Below are 17,458 nucleotides of genomic sequence, written 5' to 3'. Positions count from 1 at the left end.
TAGAAGAAGCTGAAGAACTAAATGATTTTGATGTTACGCTTTTCAAAAGTACAATCGAGCGAGGTATTATCTACAAAGAACGGATGGTCGAATTTCACTTTAAATGCGGGGTGAAGCGGACCATCTGTGCAAAGGAACGAAAAACACCAAAAAAGAACTAAGTTAAATCTAATCGAATAAACATAAACCTCTTTCCACCCGGAAAAAGAACTTGAAAGTTCTCGGGATGTGAGTGATAGATGGACACGAACCATTATCACTTATAGGAAAGAGGTTTTTATTATGGATGAATTTCAAAAAGGTATGTGGGTGCGTACCTTATGGGATCCAGTCAAGGAAAGAGAGGAAAGTCCACTCCTTGGAGAAAAGCAAGTTAAAGTCGCAGCTTATTGCCGAGTAAGTACTGATTTTGAAGCACAAATACGTTCGCTGGAAAACCAGGTCCACCACTATACCCACTTGATTAGAAGTAAACCAAATTGGAAATTCGTTGGTGTGTATTTTGATAGTGGAACGAGCGGTAGTAATGCTAAAAAGCAACGAGGGCTACAGCGGTTGCTTCGCCACTGTGACGAAGGTAGAGTCGATTACATTCTTACAAAAGATGTATCGCGCTTAACGAGAAATGCAGAACACTTGATGAAGATAGTAGAGGATCTTAAAGCTAAAAATGTGGGGATCTACTTTGAAAAGGAACAAATTGATACATCTATTACGTTTAATCATTTCTTACTGACCACTTATGCTGCCCTTGCCCAAGAAGAAATCGAGAACCTATCTACCTCTACAAAATGGGGATACGAGAAAAAGTTTCAAAAAGGAGAAGCTAAGTTCTCTAGACTATATGGCTATAACTTAGTGCGAGATGAATCGGGAAGTACCCTAGAAATTAATGACCAAGAAGCGGCGGTTGTTCGTAACATTTTTGATTGGTTTCTACAAGGATGGTCGAGGACAGAAATGACAAGAGAATTATATCGGCAAGGAGTAAAAACAGCAACCGGAAAAGATAGATGGTTGCCTTCAAATATCAAAAAAATGCTAAAGAGTTACACATACACAGGAAATATGATAGCAAGAACCGCGACCAGAGACCTTTTCACTCACAAAATGACTTATCACGATCGAGAGGAGATTGAGATAGCAAACACTCATCCTCCAATCATCAGTCGGGAAGTATTCGATGAAGTGCAGAGGCGTATAGAGAGCAATAAGAGAAATACAGGAAAACCAACGGTAAGAAATCGACCGGCATTCTCCAAAAAGCTATATTGCCATGCCTGTGGATATCGATATAAATTTTTTCCCAGTCCTCATATTGATTATTGGAAGTGCGCTTCAAGTAATGCAAAAACATGTGACGCTCCAAATATAAATGAAGAGCAGTTAAAACAAATGGCATTACAAGCGATGAGCTTAAAATATGAATTCGATCAAACGGGTACCCTTGCCCAGTTGCAGAAAGACCTTAAAGCAACAAATCAACAGGATCATTTTGAATTTCATCGGTTGAAATGGTTAACGGAATTGGAGATAGCAAAGGAAAGTAATGAAGATCCAGAAAAGATAAATGCATTAGAAAATGAATACCGAGCTTTTGAAAAACAAGTGGCTCGAATAGAAGATGATCGTCCTTTTCGTGTGAAGACATTGAAATGGCTAGAAACACTGCAGTCTATGGAGGAGTTTCATCAAAAAGTAACGACGGAATATTTACGAGCATGGATTCATCAAATCACTATAGAAAGTGAAAAAAACTATCAAGTTGAATGGTTTGATGGGACAAGCCTGACGGTTGGCCAACTATCTGAAAGCAACTCCATTCATTCATCTCAGAAAGAGGAAAAAATGAAAAAAGAAAGTCCCAAGAAGGAGGTGAATCAGGAACTGAACCTTCTCGATGAACATGGGGCGTTAAAAGAGAAGAGGGAAAAAGAAATGAATACAACGGTTGAGCGAGAAGTACAAAAGATAGAACCTGGTGAGGGGAAGGTTATTCTACAAACGATTGAGAATGCACGAATAGGAAACGAAAAGTCTGATCATTTGCAGAAACGCCCAAAAGCACTCAAGACAGCTGCTTACTGCAGGGTTTCAACTGATCGCTTAGAACAGAAAACAAGCATGAAGACACAGGTCGCATACTATACGTATCTCATTTTGAAGGACCCATCCTACGAATTTGCAGGTATCTATGCAGATGAAGGAATCACAGGGCGTTCCTTGGAAAAGCGAGATCAATTAAACCAACTCTTGAAGGATTGTGAACGAGGCCTTGTTAACGTCATCATCACAAAATCAATTTCCCGCTTTAGCCGGAATGCATTAGATACCCTTTCGATTGCACGGCACCTAAAACAACTATCGACCCCTGTGTATATTTATTTTGAGAAGGAGAATATTTGGACATCGGATCCTCAATCAGAACTTATGATGTCTATCTACGGTGCAATCGCCCAAGAAGAGGTGATGAATATTGGGAAGAGCATTGCTTGGGGCCATCGGAGTCAGGCCAAACGAGGAATTATCCGGTGGAAAAAGGCTACGTATGGGTATTGGGTAGACGAAGATTATCGGTGGCACATCCAGCCAGAGCAAGCGAAAGTCATCCAACGTATTTATTCTGATGTGTTGAGCGGGAAAAACGTTAATAAAATTTGTGAAGACTTAGCCAGTGATGGTATTAAAACAGCGACAGGAAAAGACTATTGGAATCCTAAATCAGTGATGGCGATGTTAACAAATGAAGTGTATAAGGGTGATTATTTATTTCAAAAACACGTGACCGTTGATACACTACAATCCAAGGTTATCCGTAATCAAGGAGAGGAACCACAGTATTATATTGAAAATCATCATGAAGCGATCATTAAGCCAAAGGACTGGGACCGGGTTCAGGATATTTTAGAAGAACGGAAAAAAGGATTTATCAAAGATGGACATCGCAAGTATGAAAAAGATGAAATGAAAAATGAAGCGTTTATTGAAAAACTTTATTGTGGTGAATGTGGCTATTTGATGGGGCATAGACGGCATGTAGAGAGACGATGGAAAAAACCTTTTGAAACGCACTTCTGGGTGTGTTGTCGCCATGATCAAAGATATAGAAATGAACGATGCGATACACGTCGTATTCGCCAGGATTATTTGGAATGGAACTTCATTCGCTTTTTAAACCAAATTCATACGGATCCGACTTTTAAAAATGACGTCTTGCACTGGATTAAGAGACTGGAATTAACGGATGAAGAGAAACAAGAAAAAACAGATTTGCAAGAAAGAGTTGAAAACCAAAACCAAGCCTTGTACAGTGCTGTTGAAGAGGGTATTCATGAAAGCGGCCAAAACACGCAGCTGGTGGATAAACTGACGGAAGAATTGGTGGAGCTGCATGACCGACTGAAGCACTTTAGTGAAAGCGAAAGACGTGTGGAACATGAAAGCAAAATGTTTAAGGAAATTATGAAAAAGGTGAAAAAGTATGTGGAAGGAGCAAGCGAGGACTTTCCAGAAGAGTTGTTTCAAGAATTTATTAGTCGTGCAGAGGTGTGTAAAGATGGAAAGGTCACCTACCATCTCATATTTGAAATGGAACAAAAAATGCCAGGAACCTATACTGATTATGTAGAAATAAAAAGTCAGCAAAAGAAGCAGCAAACGAAGGAAAAACATGAGGCGCTTCTTAAAGGGCCTGAAGTGGCAGAGCTACTAGTATATTGCGTGGAGCCAAAAGCACTTAAAGAGATTGTAGATTTTATGAATGAGAGGATGGTCATTTCTGATTCGCACATCTTCCAAGTCTTATTGAGACCATTAATGAAGCAAGGTAAACTAGAAAGATTCAAAGCACCGGAAAAGGGCGGAACTAGAGAAGTGTTTCATTATCAGCTTAGTAAGGATAATGGTTTTGCTGTTTGAAAAATTTAATAGAGGAAAAATGATATATTAGGCTCATCTCCATTCATGGGGGATGGGCCATTTTTTGCGTTTTAAGTCCTTATTAGCAAGAAATACTAAACTAATGATAGATTTTACATTAAAAATGATAGACTTCTATAAAGACGGGAAGGTCCGATATAAGCTTCAGGCAGGAATTGAATGGACATAGAAACGTATTCCGAGTATAAGAAACAGTAGCGATGAAAAAGGCGGAACAAGAAGAATTTTTAAAAGGGTGTGGGATTAAAGGTGTTGAGTGTTTCTTGTATGACTATAATCCGGTGATCCCCAAAGATACAATATTATCTGGTTGGTAGTCTTTTTTCTAGTAACATAGTATTATAGGAAAATAATGAGTTATTCATAATTGACGATCTTACGGAGGTATTCAGCATTCAACTTGAAGACTAAGTATGCTGATTTCAAACGGGCAGAAGTAATATTTGATTTTAAACAAGATATAAGGTTGGATTGAGGAGGATGAAACAGCATGGCTATATTAATTACAGGTGGAGCAGGCTACATCGGCTCACATACAGTAAGATATTTTTTAGATCAAAATGAAGAGGTTGTCATTGTTGATAACTTGCAAAGTGGGCATAGGGAATCGGTAGGTGCAAATTATTTTTATAAGATCGATTTGAGAGATAAAGAAGCTTTGGATAACGTTTTTAAAACGCATAATATTGAGGCTGTCATTCATTTTGCAGCGAACTCATTAGTTGGAGAAAGTATGGAAAATCCTTTGGAATACTATCATAACAATGTTTATGGAATGATGTGTCTTTTAGATATCATGAGAGATTATAATGTAGGCAAAATTGTTTTTTCATCCACTGCTGCAACTTATGGAGAACCTAAAAATATTCCTATTTTGGAGGAAGATGAAACCAAACCAACCAATACCTATGGTGAAACCAAACTAGCTATGGAAAAGATGATGAAATGGTTTGGTGAGGCTTATGGAACTAAATATGTATCCTTAAGATACTTTAATGCAGCTGGAGCCCATGAAAGTGGATCGATTGGCGAAGACCATAGTCCTGAAACTCACCTTATTCCACTAATTCTTCAAGTGCCCTTAGGGAAAAGAGATAAAATCTATATGTTTGGTGATGACTATCCTACCGATGATGGGACATGTGTGAGAGATTATATCCATGTGATGGACTTAGCATCTGCTCATTATTTAGCATTAGAGTACTTAAGAAAAGATAACTCTAGTGATGTATTCAACCTTGGGAATGGGAATGGATACTCTGTAAAAGAAGTGATTGATGTAGCAAGAAAAGTAACAGAGCATTCTATACCTGCTGAATTAAAAGAAAGAAGATCAGGTGATCCAGCAACTTTAATAGCTTCTTCTGATAAGGCTAAACAGATATTAGGCTGGTTGCCACAATTTGATTCATTAGAAAAGATTATTAAAGATGCATGGAACTGGCATCGGAATAATCCAAAGGGATATTAAACAATAAAGGTTTTAAAAATTAAATCTTAGCTCATCATCTAATAATTAGTGGTGGGCTTAATCAGCGGTAGGTTTGTCAGAATGAAGGGAGAATAGATAATTGATTGCACATCAATTATTTACTTATTTGGAAGGAGGTTGATGAACTATTTTCCAAAACTCTATGTAGTTGTTATAAATGTCATCTAGTTTAAGAGTTATGGCCAGTTTCCAAATAGTGTCATGCTTTGGATTAGATTCCCCGCGTTCAATTTTTTCAAGTGTACTTGTTGCCACTTTCATTTCTAATGCTAATGCCTCTTGGGTGTAACCACACTTTATTCTTCTTTCTCTGATGTAATCCCCAAATAATTTATAAAAGTCACCGTTACTCATACAATCTCCCTTTCTACACTTTATTATCTAGTGCAGACAACAAATGCTCCATAGTGTGCACGAAGGATTTTGGGGGAATTTTAAACTTTTTAAATTAAGTAATGGGGACAGATTCCATTAGCGCTTGTACCAGCAGTTCTAATCTCACCACTCGGAATTTGTAACAATATGTCGTAAGTGATTAAAAGAGAAAGTATTGAAGATTAATTCAAGGAAGCAGAATTATGATAGGAAAAAACCAGTGAATCAATATGAGAAGGTAAAGGATTGATATTAGACGGAATTTTTAGAATTTGTGTTAAAATATGTTTGATAAATGAAAACTGGAGTGAGTATCTAAGTTGGGAGGAACCCAAATCATGCAATATATATTCAAAGGAATGGAAGTAATAAAAAGAAATTACGGAGTATTTACAGTCTTTACAATATCCTTATTCTCCTTCTTTGCAGGATTTGGAGGGTCATACTTTACAGGAATATCGATTTTTTCAGCTTTGATGATATGTATAGTTAGTTTTGTCATGTTTCTATACCTTTCTTATTTAAGGTTATTTAAAAAACGGCCAGTAGAAATCCGTCTACGTCTATGGGGATTCATGTTACTGTTCTCTTTCACTATATTCCTGCTCGTTATTAATATGATGGAAAGAGGATTACCTATCTTAACAGCTTTATTCTTAATTACTATGATGATGATGTTTTTATGTGTAGTCATGTTTGGTTTCCATTTAGTAAGAAGATTTTTAAAGAAGAGTACGATGAAGAACCTTGGGACTTGGGGTGGTCTTTTCGTAGTGATGCTCATTTCGTTAATTATTATCACATCCCAACCAAATCCAGGTTTAATAACAAATACTACGGAAAGGGATGTAGCAAAGAAGACAGAACCAGATGTTGAAATGAAAAGTGATCACGAACAAGAAAAGAAAAAAGAAGAATACGAAAGTGAAACGGTTGAAGGTAGTGTAGAGCTAGACAAAGAAAGGGGAGGTCAAGAAGTTTCTACGGAAAGCGGTATTGAAAACGAGATTGAAGATAATGACGAAACTAAAAATACGACTGAGCCAGAAATCATTTATGATTTAAATGATCTGATGAACTTAACCCATATCTTTCAATCAGCCCTTGATCAAACGAGTATTTGGAAACGTATTGAAGGTAAACAAGTGACTTGGCAGGGTGTAGTGGTGCTAGAGGGAATTGATCAAGGCGGTTGGTTCCAGAACCCTAAATTGAATATATTTGGTGGAATAGGTAATTATGAACAGGAAACATGGACAGATATTCTGAATGATGATGAAAAGATAGACTATGGTGTCCTGGTAGAATTAGATGATCTCAAGACCGAACTCTTACCAGGATCTCTTGTCACAGTATCAGGTAATATCAGTCGAACGGATGGGCATTGGGTGTTGGAAGACGGAGAAATTGTAGAAAGCAGTTTCGCTTTTGATTTTGAAAAAGTAATTAATAATATAGAGGACATTACTAATACATATTATTCTTACATTCATGAAGATTTTTGGGACTTAGTCAAAGGGAGAAAAGCAACATGGCAAGGTGTGATAGTAAAGGATGGGATTGATCAAGGGGGCTGGTTTCGTGGTCCCGAAATAAACCTATACGGAACTATAGATAATTATGAACAGGAAACATGGGCAGACATTCTGAATGATGATGAAAAGCTAGACTATGGTGTACTCGTAGAATTAGATGAACTTGATACAGAACTCTTACCAGGATCTGTTGTTACTGTATCAGGTAATATCAATCGAATGGATGGGCATTGGGTGTTGGAAAATGGAGAGATCATATCGGTCAATCCGGGCAATAACCTTGTCTATAAAGAGGCGGTAATAGAGAAAGAAGAATCTACCCAAGAAGCAGAAGAGGAAACCCAGGCAGAAAAGGAAGTAACAAGTGATATTGAAACTGTTTTGCAAATGACAAAAAGTTTTGAAACTAGTTATGAGATTATAGAGGAAACAGATATCAGTTTATTGAGTGCGACACGACATCGAGTAAGTATTTCTGTTCCATTGGGTTTATCGAAGCAAGAACTGGAATTTAATTTAAAACATGTAGTGAAAAACTTATACGAAAAGCATGAGGCAGATGCCTTAACCATTTTTGCTTATCGGGAAGATGATGAGATAAAGCAAAACTATAGTGCAGGCAGAATTGTTTTCGCTACGGAGGGAGACTGGAGTAAAGCGGATCAAGAGGTTGGATTGGAAGGCTATGATTATGTAATTGATATTGCAGACACTTATTTAAATCCGAAAGAATCAATTGAAGTAGGTGCTGAGATTCAATTTGTTGGTGACGTTTCAAGCAAAAGTGAATCCTGGGACAGTGAAGATATAATTATCCGAACTGAAGAAATAACAAGTGCAACTGTATTAGCAATTGAGAAATACCCAATGGGATCCATGGAATTCATCAGATATCAGGTAGAATTAGAAACTAACGACCAGATGATTACGGGGTGGATCCATGATTATGATGTGAAGAAGTAAAGGGAATGCAGGAGCTGGGTATGGAGTAAATCGCTACCAGCTTAAAATCTTTTTTATAGTGCCCAGGTTCCTGTACTATCCACTGTAATTATCTGGATGGTACTAATCTTTTACCTCTCGCATCAATCAGCCACAGAATCTAACCAGTTGTATAAGTTCAGGCGTCAGACCCCGCCCGTGGACAAGAAAGTGATTTGTAATCGATCTTAACTTCGCTTTCGTCATTTGCTCTACTATATAAAAGGGAGTGCAATTTTTCGCGTCTACGATAGGTTCTTTGATTATTCGCTCGGCGATTAAAATCATGTTCTTGCCTGCAATCTTTATTATTCTGATACTCATTATGATAAACAGGAAGGTTTTTGATGAGCCTTCCTTTTTGGCCAGGGTTTGGTTCTAAGATAAGTTCATTACAATGATTGCAAATTGGTATGCCCTTCCATTCTATTATTGATTCCATTAAAGAACGGTAAATTACATGATCAAGATTATCCTGTAAAGGCGTTACTACAATTTCCTTATCTATTTCTACAATTTTATATCCTAGCTTTGAAAGACCATCATTGATCTGAGGTAGGCAATTTTCTGCAAGATAAGAAATTAATTCCCGTTGATTCTTTTGAGATTTGTATTGCGTCCAGCGAATATCATCAAGAATGTCATAGACCTCAGCAAATTTAAGTAAAAGAAAATCTTGAGAATAATCATTTAAAGCCAACCATGTAATATCTTCAATTGATTCATGATTTTGCATCGTTGAGATCTTATGAAATAAATCCCTTAGATGTTCGTTGTCATTTGGGTTATTCTCGATTTCTAACTTCAATTCAGTAACTAAGCTGTTTATGATGTAATAGAATAACTTTTTTCCTTTGTACTCAAGTTTTGAAAAACTGTGTAGCATATCTACTTCATCTAGTCGGTACCTCTGATTAAACAATGATAGCAATTGCAAATTTTCCAAGTCTTAACCTCCTTGTTGGTTATAGACTTATTATATTGCATAATAGTGACTATAGTAAGGTTATAGTGTGATAACGAATTATTTTACGGGTAATTGTTTTTTGTTAACAGGACTTTGATCCACTGTGATCTACTTGTCACCTCTATTCACCATTTTGGTTGTGTGGTTGGTAGGTGGACAAGGATAAATGCAGTGGAGCCTCTTTATATAAATAGATACATAATATAATAGAAGAAACTCGTAAAATATGGCAAAACACCGTTTCATAGTAAGTCTTATAAAGACCTAAAGAAAAACAGAAAAAACGTGCAGGCATAATAACAAGATCTACATTGATCTATTGCCCTTTGCAAAATGGTATGATATTATTAATTTAACCGATCCCGCCAAGCCTAGGTAACACATTTGTGTTATATGCGTAACAAGGTGGGCCTTTTTTGTTAGGAGATCATTATGGAAAGTAAGCCTTTTAAGTCTGTAAATGAACAGATAGATATATTAATAGATAGAGGATTAACAGTAGACGATAGATCCTATGCATATAGTGTCTTATCTCACGTTAATTATTATAGATTAAGTGGTTATACTTTAACATTGAGAAAAAATGATGAGTTTTATAAAAATGTTACTTTAGAACAAGTCATGCAGATTTATAATTTTGATGCAGAGTTAAGAAGTCTATTGCTATATTTCTTAGAGAATATTGAGGTTTCATTTAGGGCGCACCTTGGGTATTTTCATTCTGAGAAATATGGTCCATTGGGATATATGGATAAGGATAATTTTGTAGATGCAAGGCACTATGATATATTTTATCAAGAAATAAAGCGTATTAAAGATGATGAAAGAAATGAAGTTTTTATCAAACATCATAATGAAAACTATAATAAACAATTTCCATTCTGGGTTGTTGTAGAGCTAATGTCCTTTGGATGTTTATCGAGGGGGTTTAAAAACCTTCATGAGGATATTAAAGTGCATATTTGCAAAGAACATTACTCGCCAATCCCTTATTATTATATTGAGAATTGGTTACAAGGTTTTGTGATACTTCGGAATATTTGTGCTCACAGAGGCCGGCTATATAATAGGTATATAACTTATGTACCTAAGTTATCACCCAAAGATAAGAAGCTATTTAAGAGATATAATTTAGATTTAAATAAAGAAACAAAGCAAATATTCACCTATATTTATGTCATGAATAAGCTAATCGGTGATGAAGTAATAATGGATAGCTTTATTTATAAATTTAAAGAGTTGATTGTAAAGTATCCCTTTGTAAAGTTATCGCACTATGGGTTTCCCGATGATTGGGAAAAACTTTTAAATTATAAATAGTGGTTAAGTTTTAAGCTTTTGTTGAATAATATATAATAACAGTTCCTGTGAGCCTCTCAACGATGCGTAACATTACAGGCCTGACCCTGGAGCGATCCAGGGTGTTTTATTTTGATTGATAGGCTCATCACTTAAACGTGTCGGCTTATTTTTTTTGCTCAAATATAGAGATTACTGCATATAATTCTGCTACAAACTCTGCTCTATAGGGCATCTATAGTTTAAACTTTTTATCCATTCGTCCTCACGGCGTTTTTATCGCATAGGCGCGTGCGAAACCACGACATCCAACCGCAATATTTTGTGAAGAACACCCATCCTTCAATCATTAGTGAAGAGACATTTGAAGCAACGCAACAAGAACTCAAACGGCGAAATTTAATGTTACGGGATCCGGATAGAAAATATCGACAGAATTATAGTAATGTCAGCCCTTTTTCCAACCAGTACTTTTGCGGAGAATGTGGAAGGCCGGTGATACGAAGGCGAATGACTTCAAGTAGGAAAGGTGAGAAGTATTACATTTCAGGTTGGCAATGCAGAGTGACCGCAGGACGAGATCCAGACTATAAGGACTGTAAAACGAGCTATGTCCAGGAAACTGATCTAGAAAATGCCTTTATGAAAATTATGAAGGCTATGAAAGAAAACCTTCATGAAGTAAGGCTAGAAGCACAACAAGCCATCGAAAAAGCATCCCTTTCACCACCAGAACAACAGCGGTTGGAAGAGCTAAACATGCAAATCGAAGCGGTAACCAATCGAATCAGTGAACTAGCTGCAAAAGAATCAGCAACAACCGACGCCATTTACGATGCGACATTAAGGCATTTGATCTACGAACAAGAAATTCTTCAACAGGAGCGGGACAGCCTAGAGGAAAACATGCAAGAGCAACTATATTTAGAAAAGCAACTACAATCCCATCTAGATTTACTAGAAACCACCGAAGAACTAGATGATTTTGATGTGAAGCTTTTCAAAAACACAATCGAGCGGGGCATTATTTACAAAGAGCGGATGGTTGAATTTCAGTTTAAGTGCGGGGTGAAACGGTCCATCTGTGCAAGAGAACGAAAGACACCCAAAAAGAAATAAGCTATATCTAATCGAATAAATATAAACCTCTTTCCACCCGAAAAAAGAACTTGAAATTTATCGGGATGTGAGTGATAGATGGACACGAGCCACTATGACTTATGGGAAAGGGGTTTTTATGTTGAATGAATTTCAAAAAGGTATATGGGTCCGAACGTTATGGGATCCAGTGAAGACCCGTGAAGAAAGTCCTTTGAATGGAGAAAAACAGGTGAAAGTCGCCGCTTATTGCCGAGTCAGTACTTCTTTAGAGGTGCAATTACGGTCAATTGAAAATCAGGTGAGCCACTATACCCATCTGATTCGAGAAAAGCCCAATTGGAAGTTTGTCGGGGTGTATGTCGATAACGGGACAAGTGGAACTAGCGCTAAAGGACAGCGAGGATTGCAGCGGCTGCTTCGTCATTGTGAAGAAGGTAGAGTAGACTTCGTTTTGACCAAGAATGTCTCACGCCTGTCACGAAATGCGGAAGAATTGCTGTCAATCGTTGAAAAACTGAGTTCGCTTAATGTTGGAATTCACTTTGAAAATGAGCATATTGATACTTCCATTGAATATAATAAATTTCTTTTAAGTACGTATGCCGCACTTGCTCAAGAAGAAATCGAGACCATTTCTACATCAACCAGGTGGGGATTTGAAAAGAACTTCAAGAATGGCATCCCTCGCTACAATAAGATGCTCGGTTATGATTTGGTCAAAAAAGATGGACGCAATACCCCTCAAATTAATGAAGAAGGATCAGTGATCGTTCGTCGTATTTTTGACTTGTTTTTGCAAGGGATGACTATGGCTGAAATTGCGCGTGAATTGGTGAGTCAAGGGATAAAAACATCGGTTGGGAAAGACCTGTGGAGAGGGTCGACCGTAAAACATATCCTAACGAACGTAACCTATACTGGAAACAAATTAACGAGAGTACGAACCAAAGATCTTTTCACCAATAAAACCACCAAACATAGTAGAGATGAAATTGCGATCGAAAACTGTCACTCTCCAATAATCAGTATGGAAGTATTTGAACAGACACAGAAACGCTTAGAAGAAATTAAGCCTAAGAAGAAGGACACAGGACCTAAGGGAAAAAAGCATTGTCTTTCAGGAAGAATGAACTGTCACCGATGTGGCTATCGACTAAGTAACTATCCAACAAGAGGGGTGAACTATTGGAAATGTAACACGAGTGATATCGGTGCCTGTGATTTTTCATCTATTAGGGAAGATCGTTTGAGAGGGTTGTTGCTGGAGGGAATTAAACAGAAGTTTGATATGACTAACCCTTCTGTTCTTGATGAGGCCAAGAAGGTATTGAAAGAGATTAATCAGAAGGATCATTTTGAGTTTCACCGATTAAAGTGGATGGCTGAACTGGAGTTAGCAAAAGAAGGGAGGGGAGATCTGGCCAAAGTAAAGCAAGAGTATAAAGCATTTGAACAACACATCGCCAGGATCGAAGATGACCGTCCGTATCGCAACAAAACATTGAGTTGGTTGGATGCGGTGCAAAATCCAGATGAGTTTCTAGAAGAAATCACGATAGAGCTGCTTAAGGCGTGGGTGATGGGAGTCGTAATTTACTCGCCCAAGGATTATCTCATTGAGTGGATTGATGGAACCGAAACGATCGTAGGAGAGATGCCAGAGCCTCAAAAAAAGGATAGAACTCCTGAAAGTCAAACCATGAAAAAGTCTCAAAAGCAAAATGAGCATGAGCCACTGTATCAGATCATTGATGCAAGTGGCAATTTAAAAGGAAGGAGTGAGGAAAATATGCAAGGCCTTATGGAACGAGAAGTCATAAAAATTGAGCCGGGAACAGGGAAAGGCATGTTGAAGACCATAGAAAAAAACTTACTTGACCATCCTTCATCTACCACAACCCAGCAGGTTACAAAACCACTAAGAACTGCAGCGTATTGTAGGGTATCTACAGATAATGAAGAGCAGCTAACTAGTTATAAGACACAGGTCGCATACTATACGTATTTAATTCTCAAAGACAAAAAATACGAATTTGCCGGGATATTTGCGGATGAAGGGATATCTGGAAAGTCGCTTAAAAATAGAACAGATTTCAAAAAAATGATTGATGAATGTATCCGAGGAAATATTGACTTGATCCTTTGTAAGTCAATTTCAAGGTTTAGCCGGAATACTTTAGAAACGTTAAAGACAATTCGTTTATTGAGATCTCTTACTAAACCCGTGCACATTTTCTTCGAGAAAGAGAACATTCATACAGAAGATGCCGACAGTGAGCTGATGATTACAATTTTCGGAAGTATTGCTCAAGAGGAAAGTATCAACATCGGAAACTCCATCGCCTGGGGGAAAAGAAGTCAGGCAAAACGGGGCATCATTAAAGTAGGAAATGCCAATTATGGTTATCGGATTGGAAAGAAGCATCAATGGCTTATCGTTGAAGAAGAGGCCAAAATCGTACGTCGCATTTATGCTGATATACAAGCAGGGAAAAATTATACGCAAATCATAACATCGCTAACTCATGACCGAATCCCTACCCCACAAGGAAAAGAGATTTGGAGTTTAAGCACTGTGAAGGAAATCCTAACAAATGTCGTCTACAAAGGGGACTATCTCTATCAAAAATACTTTATGCTAGATACAGTAGAAGAAAAGGTAGCTACCAATCAAGGAGAGTTACCTCAATACTATATTGAAGGTCATCATGAAGCCACCATTGATCCGGAAGAATGGGAGGCTGTGCAAGCAATCATCGAGGAGCGTTCGACAGCTTTTAAGACTCGTAATCACAAAAAATACTCGAAAAACAATAATAAAAATGAAGCTTTTATAGATAAACTTCAATGTGGAGAATGCGGAAATGGTTTTAGTCATCAACGAACTATAGAACGACGTGGAGCAGATGAAGAACACGAAGTTCACCGATGGGTATGTAGGCTAGCCCAGAAATATTATGCTGTCGATGGCTGTTCATCCCATCGTTTTCAACAGACCTATTATGAACAGCACTTCACTAACGTGTTAAAGGAACTTCATCAAAATGAGGCATTTCAGGCAGAAGTAAATAAGGTCATTTCTCAAACGGAGTTAAGTGCCCAGGAACTGATTCAAGAAGAAGAGGTTCGAAAAAGAATTGAGCAGTTGAATCAAGCACTGTATGAAGCAGTGGATGAAGAGCTTCATCAAGACGGGCAAGATTCAAAAAGGGTAGATAATTTAAGCGGAGAGTTAGTAAATCTGCATAAGCAGCTGAAAACCTTCTCCGACCGTAAAAAGCTAGCGGAGCAATACAAAAATGAAAACAAAGAGCTGATGAAGCAAGTGAAAAAGATGCATGAGGAACAGCAGCATGTATTCCCTGCAGAGCTTTACTCACAGTTTGTCAAGCAAGCCAAGGTCTATAAGGATGGAAAGGTAGTTTACCATTTCAGTATGGGAATAGATTGGTCTACGGATGAAAGATATGAAAGCTACCGACATCAGCTTTTAGAGGAAAAGAAAGCGAGACGCCACGCTAAACGTAAGAAAAAGCAGGATCAGTTTTTGAATGGGCCGGAAGTGATAGCTTTGTTGGAGTATTGTGAAGAACCACGGATGTGGGGAGAAATCTTGGAGTTTATGAACACGGTGATGACGATATCAGCTTCCTATTTCCGAAAAAGCATTGTACTACCACTAATCGAAGAGGGGAAGCTGCAGAAGAAATTCTTGCCCCAACGTCAAAGAAAGCATAAATATTATATGGTGAAGAAGTAATGATTGAACCGACTGAGTAGGCTAATGCAGCCGCATGGTGGGTGAATCTTGTTTAAAAGTAAAATTTTTGTTTAAAGTATTTATTTAGAAGTAAAATTCTATTAATCTATTATAGAAATGGATTTTATATTTTATTACTGGGGGTAAGAAGGTGGAAATTGAAATTAGCGAAGTAATTGTTAGAGGGCGTTCAAATCTTGTAAAAGCAGAACATATCCTAGATGTTGATATTAAGTTTAAATTAATTGACCAAGACTACTGTTGGACTTGGTTAATGGTTCAACCAGGCAACTTTTTTTATTCATACGGGATCCTGAATCTACCTAAACCTGAATTTAAGTTAGAATCTTCTATTTTTATTCCGACAGAAGAAGTTAAACATGAATATCTACTAGGTATGTGTAGTGAATGTGGAGGTTTTTCAAAAGATAATTGTTATACTATCTATAATAAGCCAAGAGAATGGGTAACTAATTTCTTTGACTTGGTCTCTGTCAAAATAGCTGCAAGAGAAGTAGATTTTGAAGACTCAATTAATCATAAACGATAAAAAACCTCTATAAGTAAAACCATCGTACTTTAAATACGATGGTTCTCTTTTATTTTATAAGAAGGAGAAAGTCTAAAGGATAGGATACTCATCCGGATCACTAGCTTCCAATGTCTTAGTAATACGAGTAGTGTCAGGGCCCATTAGCATTTCATCATCATCATCATTTTCAACTACAAAAGTTTGTCTAGTAGTGGGTGGGCCGAGTTGACATTCAACGTCGTCTCCGTTTTCTACGGTTTCACTAAGTTCAGTTGTATTTGGCCCTAAAAATTGATAGTTATCTTCATCAGTGTCTTCTAAGGTAGCAGTTTCTCTTGTAGTATTAGGCCCTGCGTAACTTTCATCATCATCACTATTTTCAATAACTCTTGTTTCAATTGATTTATCGCGAGGTCCAAAAAATGCAGCGTGTATTGTTTTTTCTTTATCCAAGTAATTCACTTGAGTCATATGGTCATAAACCAAGGTAATATTCTCTTGTATTGGGTACTCTTCAGCATATAGGCTAATATACGGCTTCTTCATCTAATCCTCCTCAATTACTATAACTGAAATCAATTGCGTGTTGGTATCTCTTAATTCTATTATATCAGCAGATCCGTCATTATACATATCTAGGAATTTCACTAAAGCTGAAAAGCTAGAAGTTTCTTCATTATACAAAATTATTAGCTTATCAATATTGCTGTATAACAATCGTTTTTTTAGGTTAGTAAGCTCTAAATCATTAATCTTCAGAAAATCACCATTAGACTGGGACTCAGCTAAATGGATAAGGGTCGATGGCGAACTACTTGTTTCTATATCTATACTACTGTGCACTTTTGAAATATGTTGTTCAGCAGTATGAGAAGCAAGAAGCAACACGCTAATTATGACAAACCATATCATATACTTTTCTATATTTTTAATTAAAGTGACCTGAAAGTTACTTTCACTTTTAATGGTGCGCCACTCGTAATAGAGTAACTCGGTAAGTTCTTTCATTGGCGTATCAGAGTTCCGGATTGTGCTAAACAGGGTTCTATTATATCCTCTGACTTTCATAAAGTCATTGAAAAATAAGAGTAAATTAACTAGAACATAGACGAGAGCAACTAAAAATAATAGCTTATAATCATCTGTGAGATTATGAAGTTCCCCCAATTGTGTCCCGTATAGAGGCAATATCAAAGCAATTATTGCTATGTAAGCAACATATTTATTGAATGTTTTATTCTTTGTGCCTTCCAACTGGTTAATTTTGTACATAAGTGCTTCTTTGTGAATTAAAACTTTATCATCATTAACTGTCTCAAGTTCCACCTTATAGGTATCATAAGCTTCATCTGCTTCATCGTTGGGATAATTACACACTTCCTCTAATTTAATTATTTTTGCAATTTTTATTTCCTTAGTTTTAGTGCAAAAAGTAATTAAATGAATGATCCTCTTACCCAAATTAAAACTTAGGAAA

General features: G+C 37.1%; 11 protein-coding genes. 7 read left to right on the top strand and 4 right to left on the bottom strand.

The genetic code is table 11. The annotated features are described in order from the left end of the window. The first annotated feature begins 282 nt into the window (after nt 1-282). Nucleotides 283-3,918 (top strand): recombinase family protein, encoded by a 3,636-nt coding sequence (locus tag ACOI1D_RS08930; RefSeq protein WP_422500928.1) that lies wholly within the window; start codon nt 283-285, stop codon nt 3,916-3,918. Nucleotides 3,919-4,429: 511 nt separating this feature from the next. Beyond that, nucleotides 4,430-5,410, top strand: a complete 981-nt coding sequence (galE, locus tag ACOI1D_RS08925; RefSeq protein ID WP_422500927.1) for a UDP-glucose 4-epimerase GalE — start codon at nt 4,430-4,432, stop codon at nt 5,408-5,410. A gap of 123 nt (nt 5,411-5,533) precedes the next feature. Here the strand turns inward: galE and ACOI1D_RS08920 are convergent, their stop codons facing one another. Continuing rightward, nucleotides 5,534-5,785, bottom strand: a complete 252-nt coding sequence (locus ACOI1D_RS08920) for a helix-turn-helix domain-containing protein (protein ID WP_422500926.1) — start codon at nt 5,783-5,785, stop codon at nt 5,534-5,536. Nucleotides 5,786-6,144: 359 nt separating this feature from the next. On the opposite strand from ACOI1D_RS08920, the gene ACOI1D_RS08915 reads away from it, so the two are divergent. After that, nucleotides 6,145-8,304, top strand: a complete 2,160-nt coding sequence (locus tag ACOI1D_RS08915) for a hypothetical protein (RefSeq protein WP_422500925.1) — start codon at nt 6,145-6,147, stop codon at nt 8,302-8,304. A gap of 157 nt (nt 8,305-8,461) precedes the next feature. Here ACOI1D_RS08915 and ACOI1D_RS08910 read toward each other — a convergent pair whose 3' ends face one another. After that, the gene (locus ACOI1D_RS08910) at nt 8,462-9,268 is read right to left on the bottom strand and encodes a hypothetical protein (RefSeq protein WP_422500924.1); all 807 of its coding nucleotides are present in this window, start codon (nt 9,266-9,268) and stop codon (nt 8,462-8,464) included. Between the two features lie 453 nt (nt 9,269-9,721). Here ACOI1D_RS08910 and ACOI1D_RS08905 point away from each other — a divergent pair, with 453 nt between their 5' ends. The 4 genes from ACOI1D_RS08905 (at nt 9,722) to ACOI1D_RS08890 (ending at nt 15,999) form a co-directional block, all read left to right on the top strand. Continuing rightward, nucleotides 9,722-10,609, top strand: coding sequence for an Abi family protein (locus tag ACOI1D_RS08905; RefSeq protein ID WP_422500923.1), 888 nt, complete (start codon nt 9,722-9,724; stop codon nt 10,607-10,609). Nucleotides 10,610-10,879: 270 nt separating this feature from the next. After that, nucleotides 10,880-11,707 (top strand): recombinase zinc beta ribbon domain-containing protein, encoded by an 828-nt coding sequence (locus tag ACOI1D_RS08900; RefSeq protein WP_422500922.1) that lies wholly within the window; start codon nt 10,880-10,882, stop codon nt 11,705-11,707. A gap of 121 nt (nt 11,708-11,828) precedes the next feature. Continuing rightward, a complete protein-coding gene (locus tag ACOI1D_RS08895) occupies nt 11,829-15,449 on the top strand; it encodes a recombinase family protein (protein ID WP_422500921.1) in 3,621 nt (1,206 codons plus the stop codon). A 151-nt stretch (nt 15,450-15,600) separates the two neighbouring features. Further along, nucleotides 15,601-15,999, top strand: coding sequence for a hypothetical protein (locus ACOI1D_RS08890; protein ID WP_422500920.1), 399 nt, complete (start codon nt 15,601-15,603; stop codon nt 15,997-15,999). A 72-nt stretch (nt 16,000-16,071) separates the two neighbouring features. On the opposite strand, the gene ACOI1D_RS08885 is transcribed toward ACOI1D_RS08890, so the two are convergent. Further along, the gene (locus ACOI1D_RS08885; RefSeq protein ID WP_422500919.1) at nt 16,072-16,527 is read right to left on the bottom strand and encodes a hypothetical protein; all 456 of its coding nucleotides are present in this window, start codon (nt 16,525-16,527) and stop codon (nt 16,072-16,074) included. Then, nucleotides 16,528-17,442: a hypothetical protein gene (locus tag ACOI1D_RS08880; RefSeq protein ID WP_422500918.1), complete on the bottom strand. Its 915-nt coding sequence runs from the start codon at nt 17,440-17,442 to the stop codon at nt 16,528-16,530. Nucleotides 17,443-17,458: the final 16 nt, after the last annotated feature.

Source organism: Virgibacillus sp. DJP39 (genome assembly GCF_049310925.1).
Classification (GTDB): domain Bacteria; phylum Bacillota; class Bacilli; order Bacillales; family Amphibacillaceae; genus Virgibacillus_F.
The sequence above is the reverse complement of the archived record's forward strand: the minus strand, read 5'-3'. Positions and strand labels throughout refer to the sequence as shown.

Coding starts and splice junctions, on each gene's coding strand:
- ACOI1D_RS08930 (WP_422500928.1), top strand. CDS start 283: ATGGATGAATTTCAAAAAGGTATGTGGGTGCGTACCTTATGGGATCCA.
- galE (WP_422500927.1), top strand. CDS start 4,430: ATGGCTATATTAATTACAGGTGGAGCAGGCTACATCGGCTCACATACA.
- ACOI1D_RS08920 (WP_422500926.1), bottom strand. CDS start 5,785: ATGAGTAACGGTGACTTTTATAAATTATTTGGGGATTACATCAGAGAA.
- ACOI1D_RS08915 (WP_422500925.1), top strand. CDS start 6,145: ATGCAATATATATTCAAAGGAATGGAAGTAATAAAAAGAAATTACGGA.
- ACOI1D_RS08905 (WP_422500923.1), top strand. CDS start 9,722: ATGGAAAGTAAGCCTTTTAAGTCTGTAAATGAACAGATAGATATATTA.
- ACOI1D_RS08885 (WP_422500919.1), bottom strand. CDS start 16,527: ATGAAGAAGCCGTATATTAGCCTATATGCTGAAGAGTACCCAATACAA.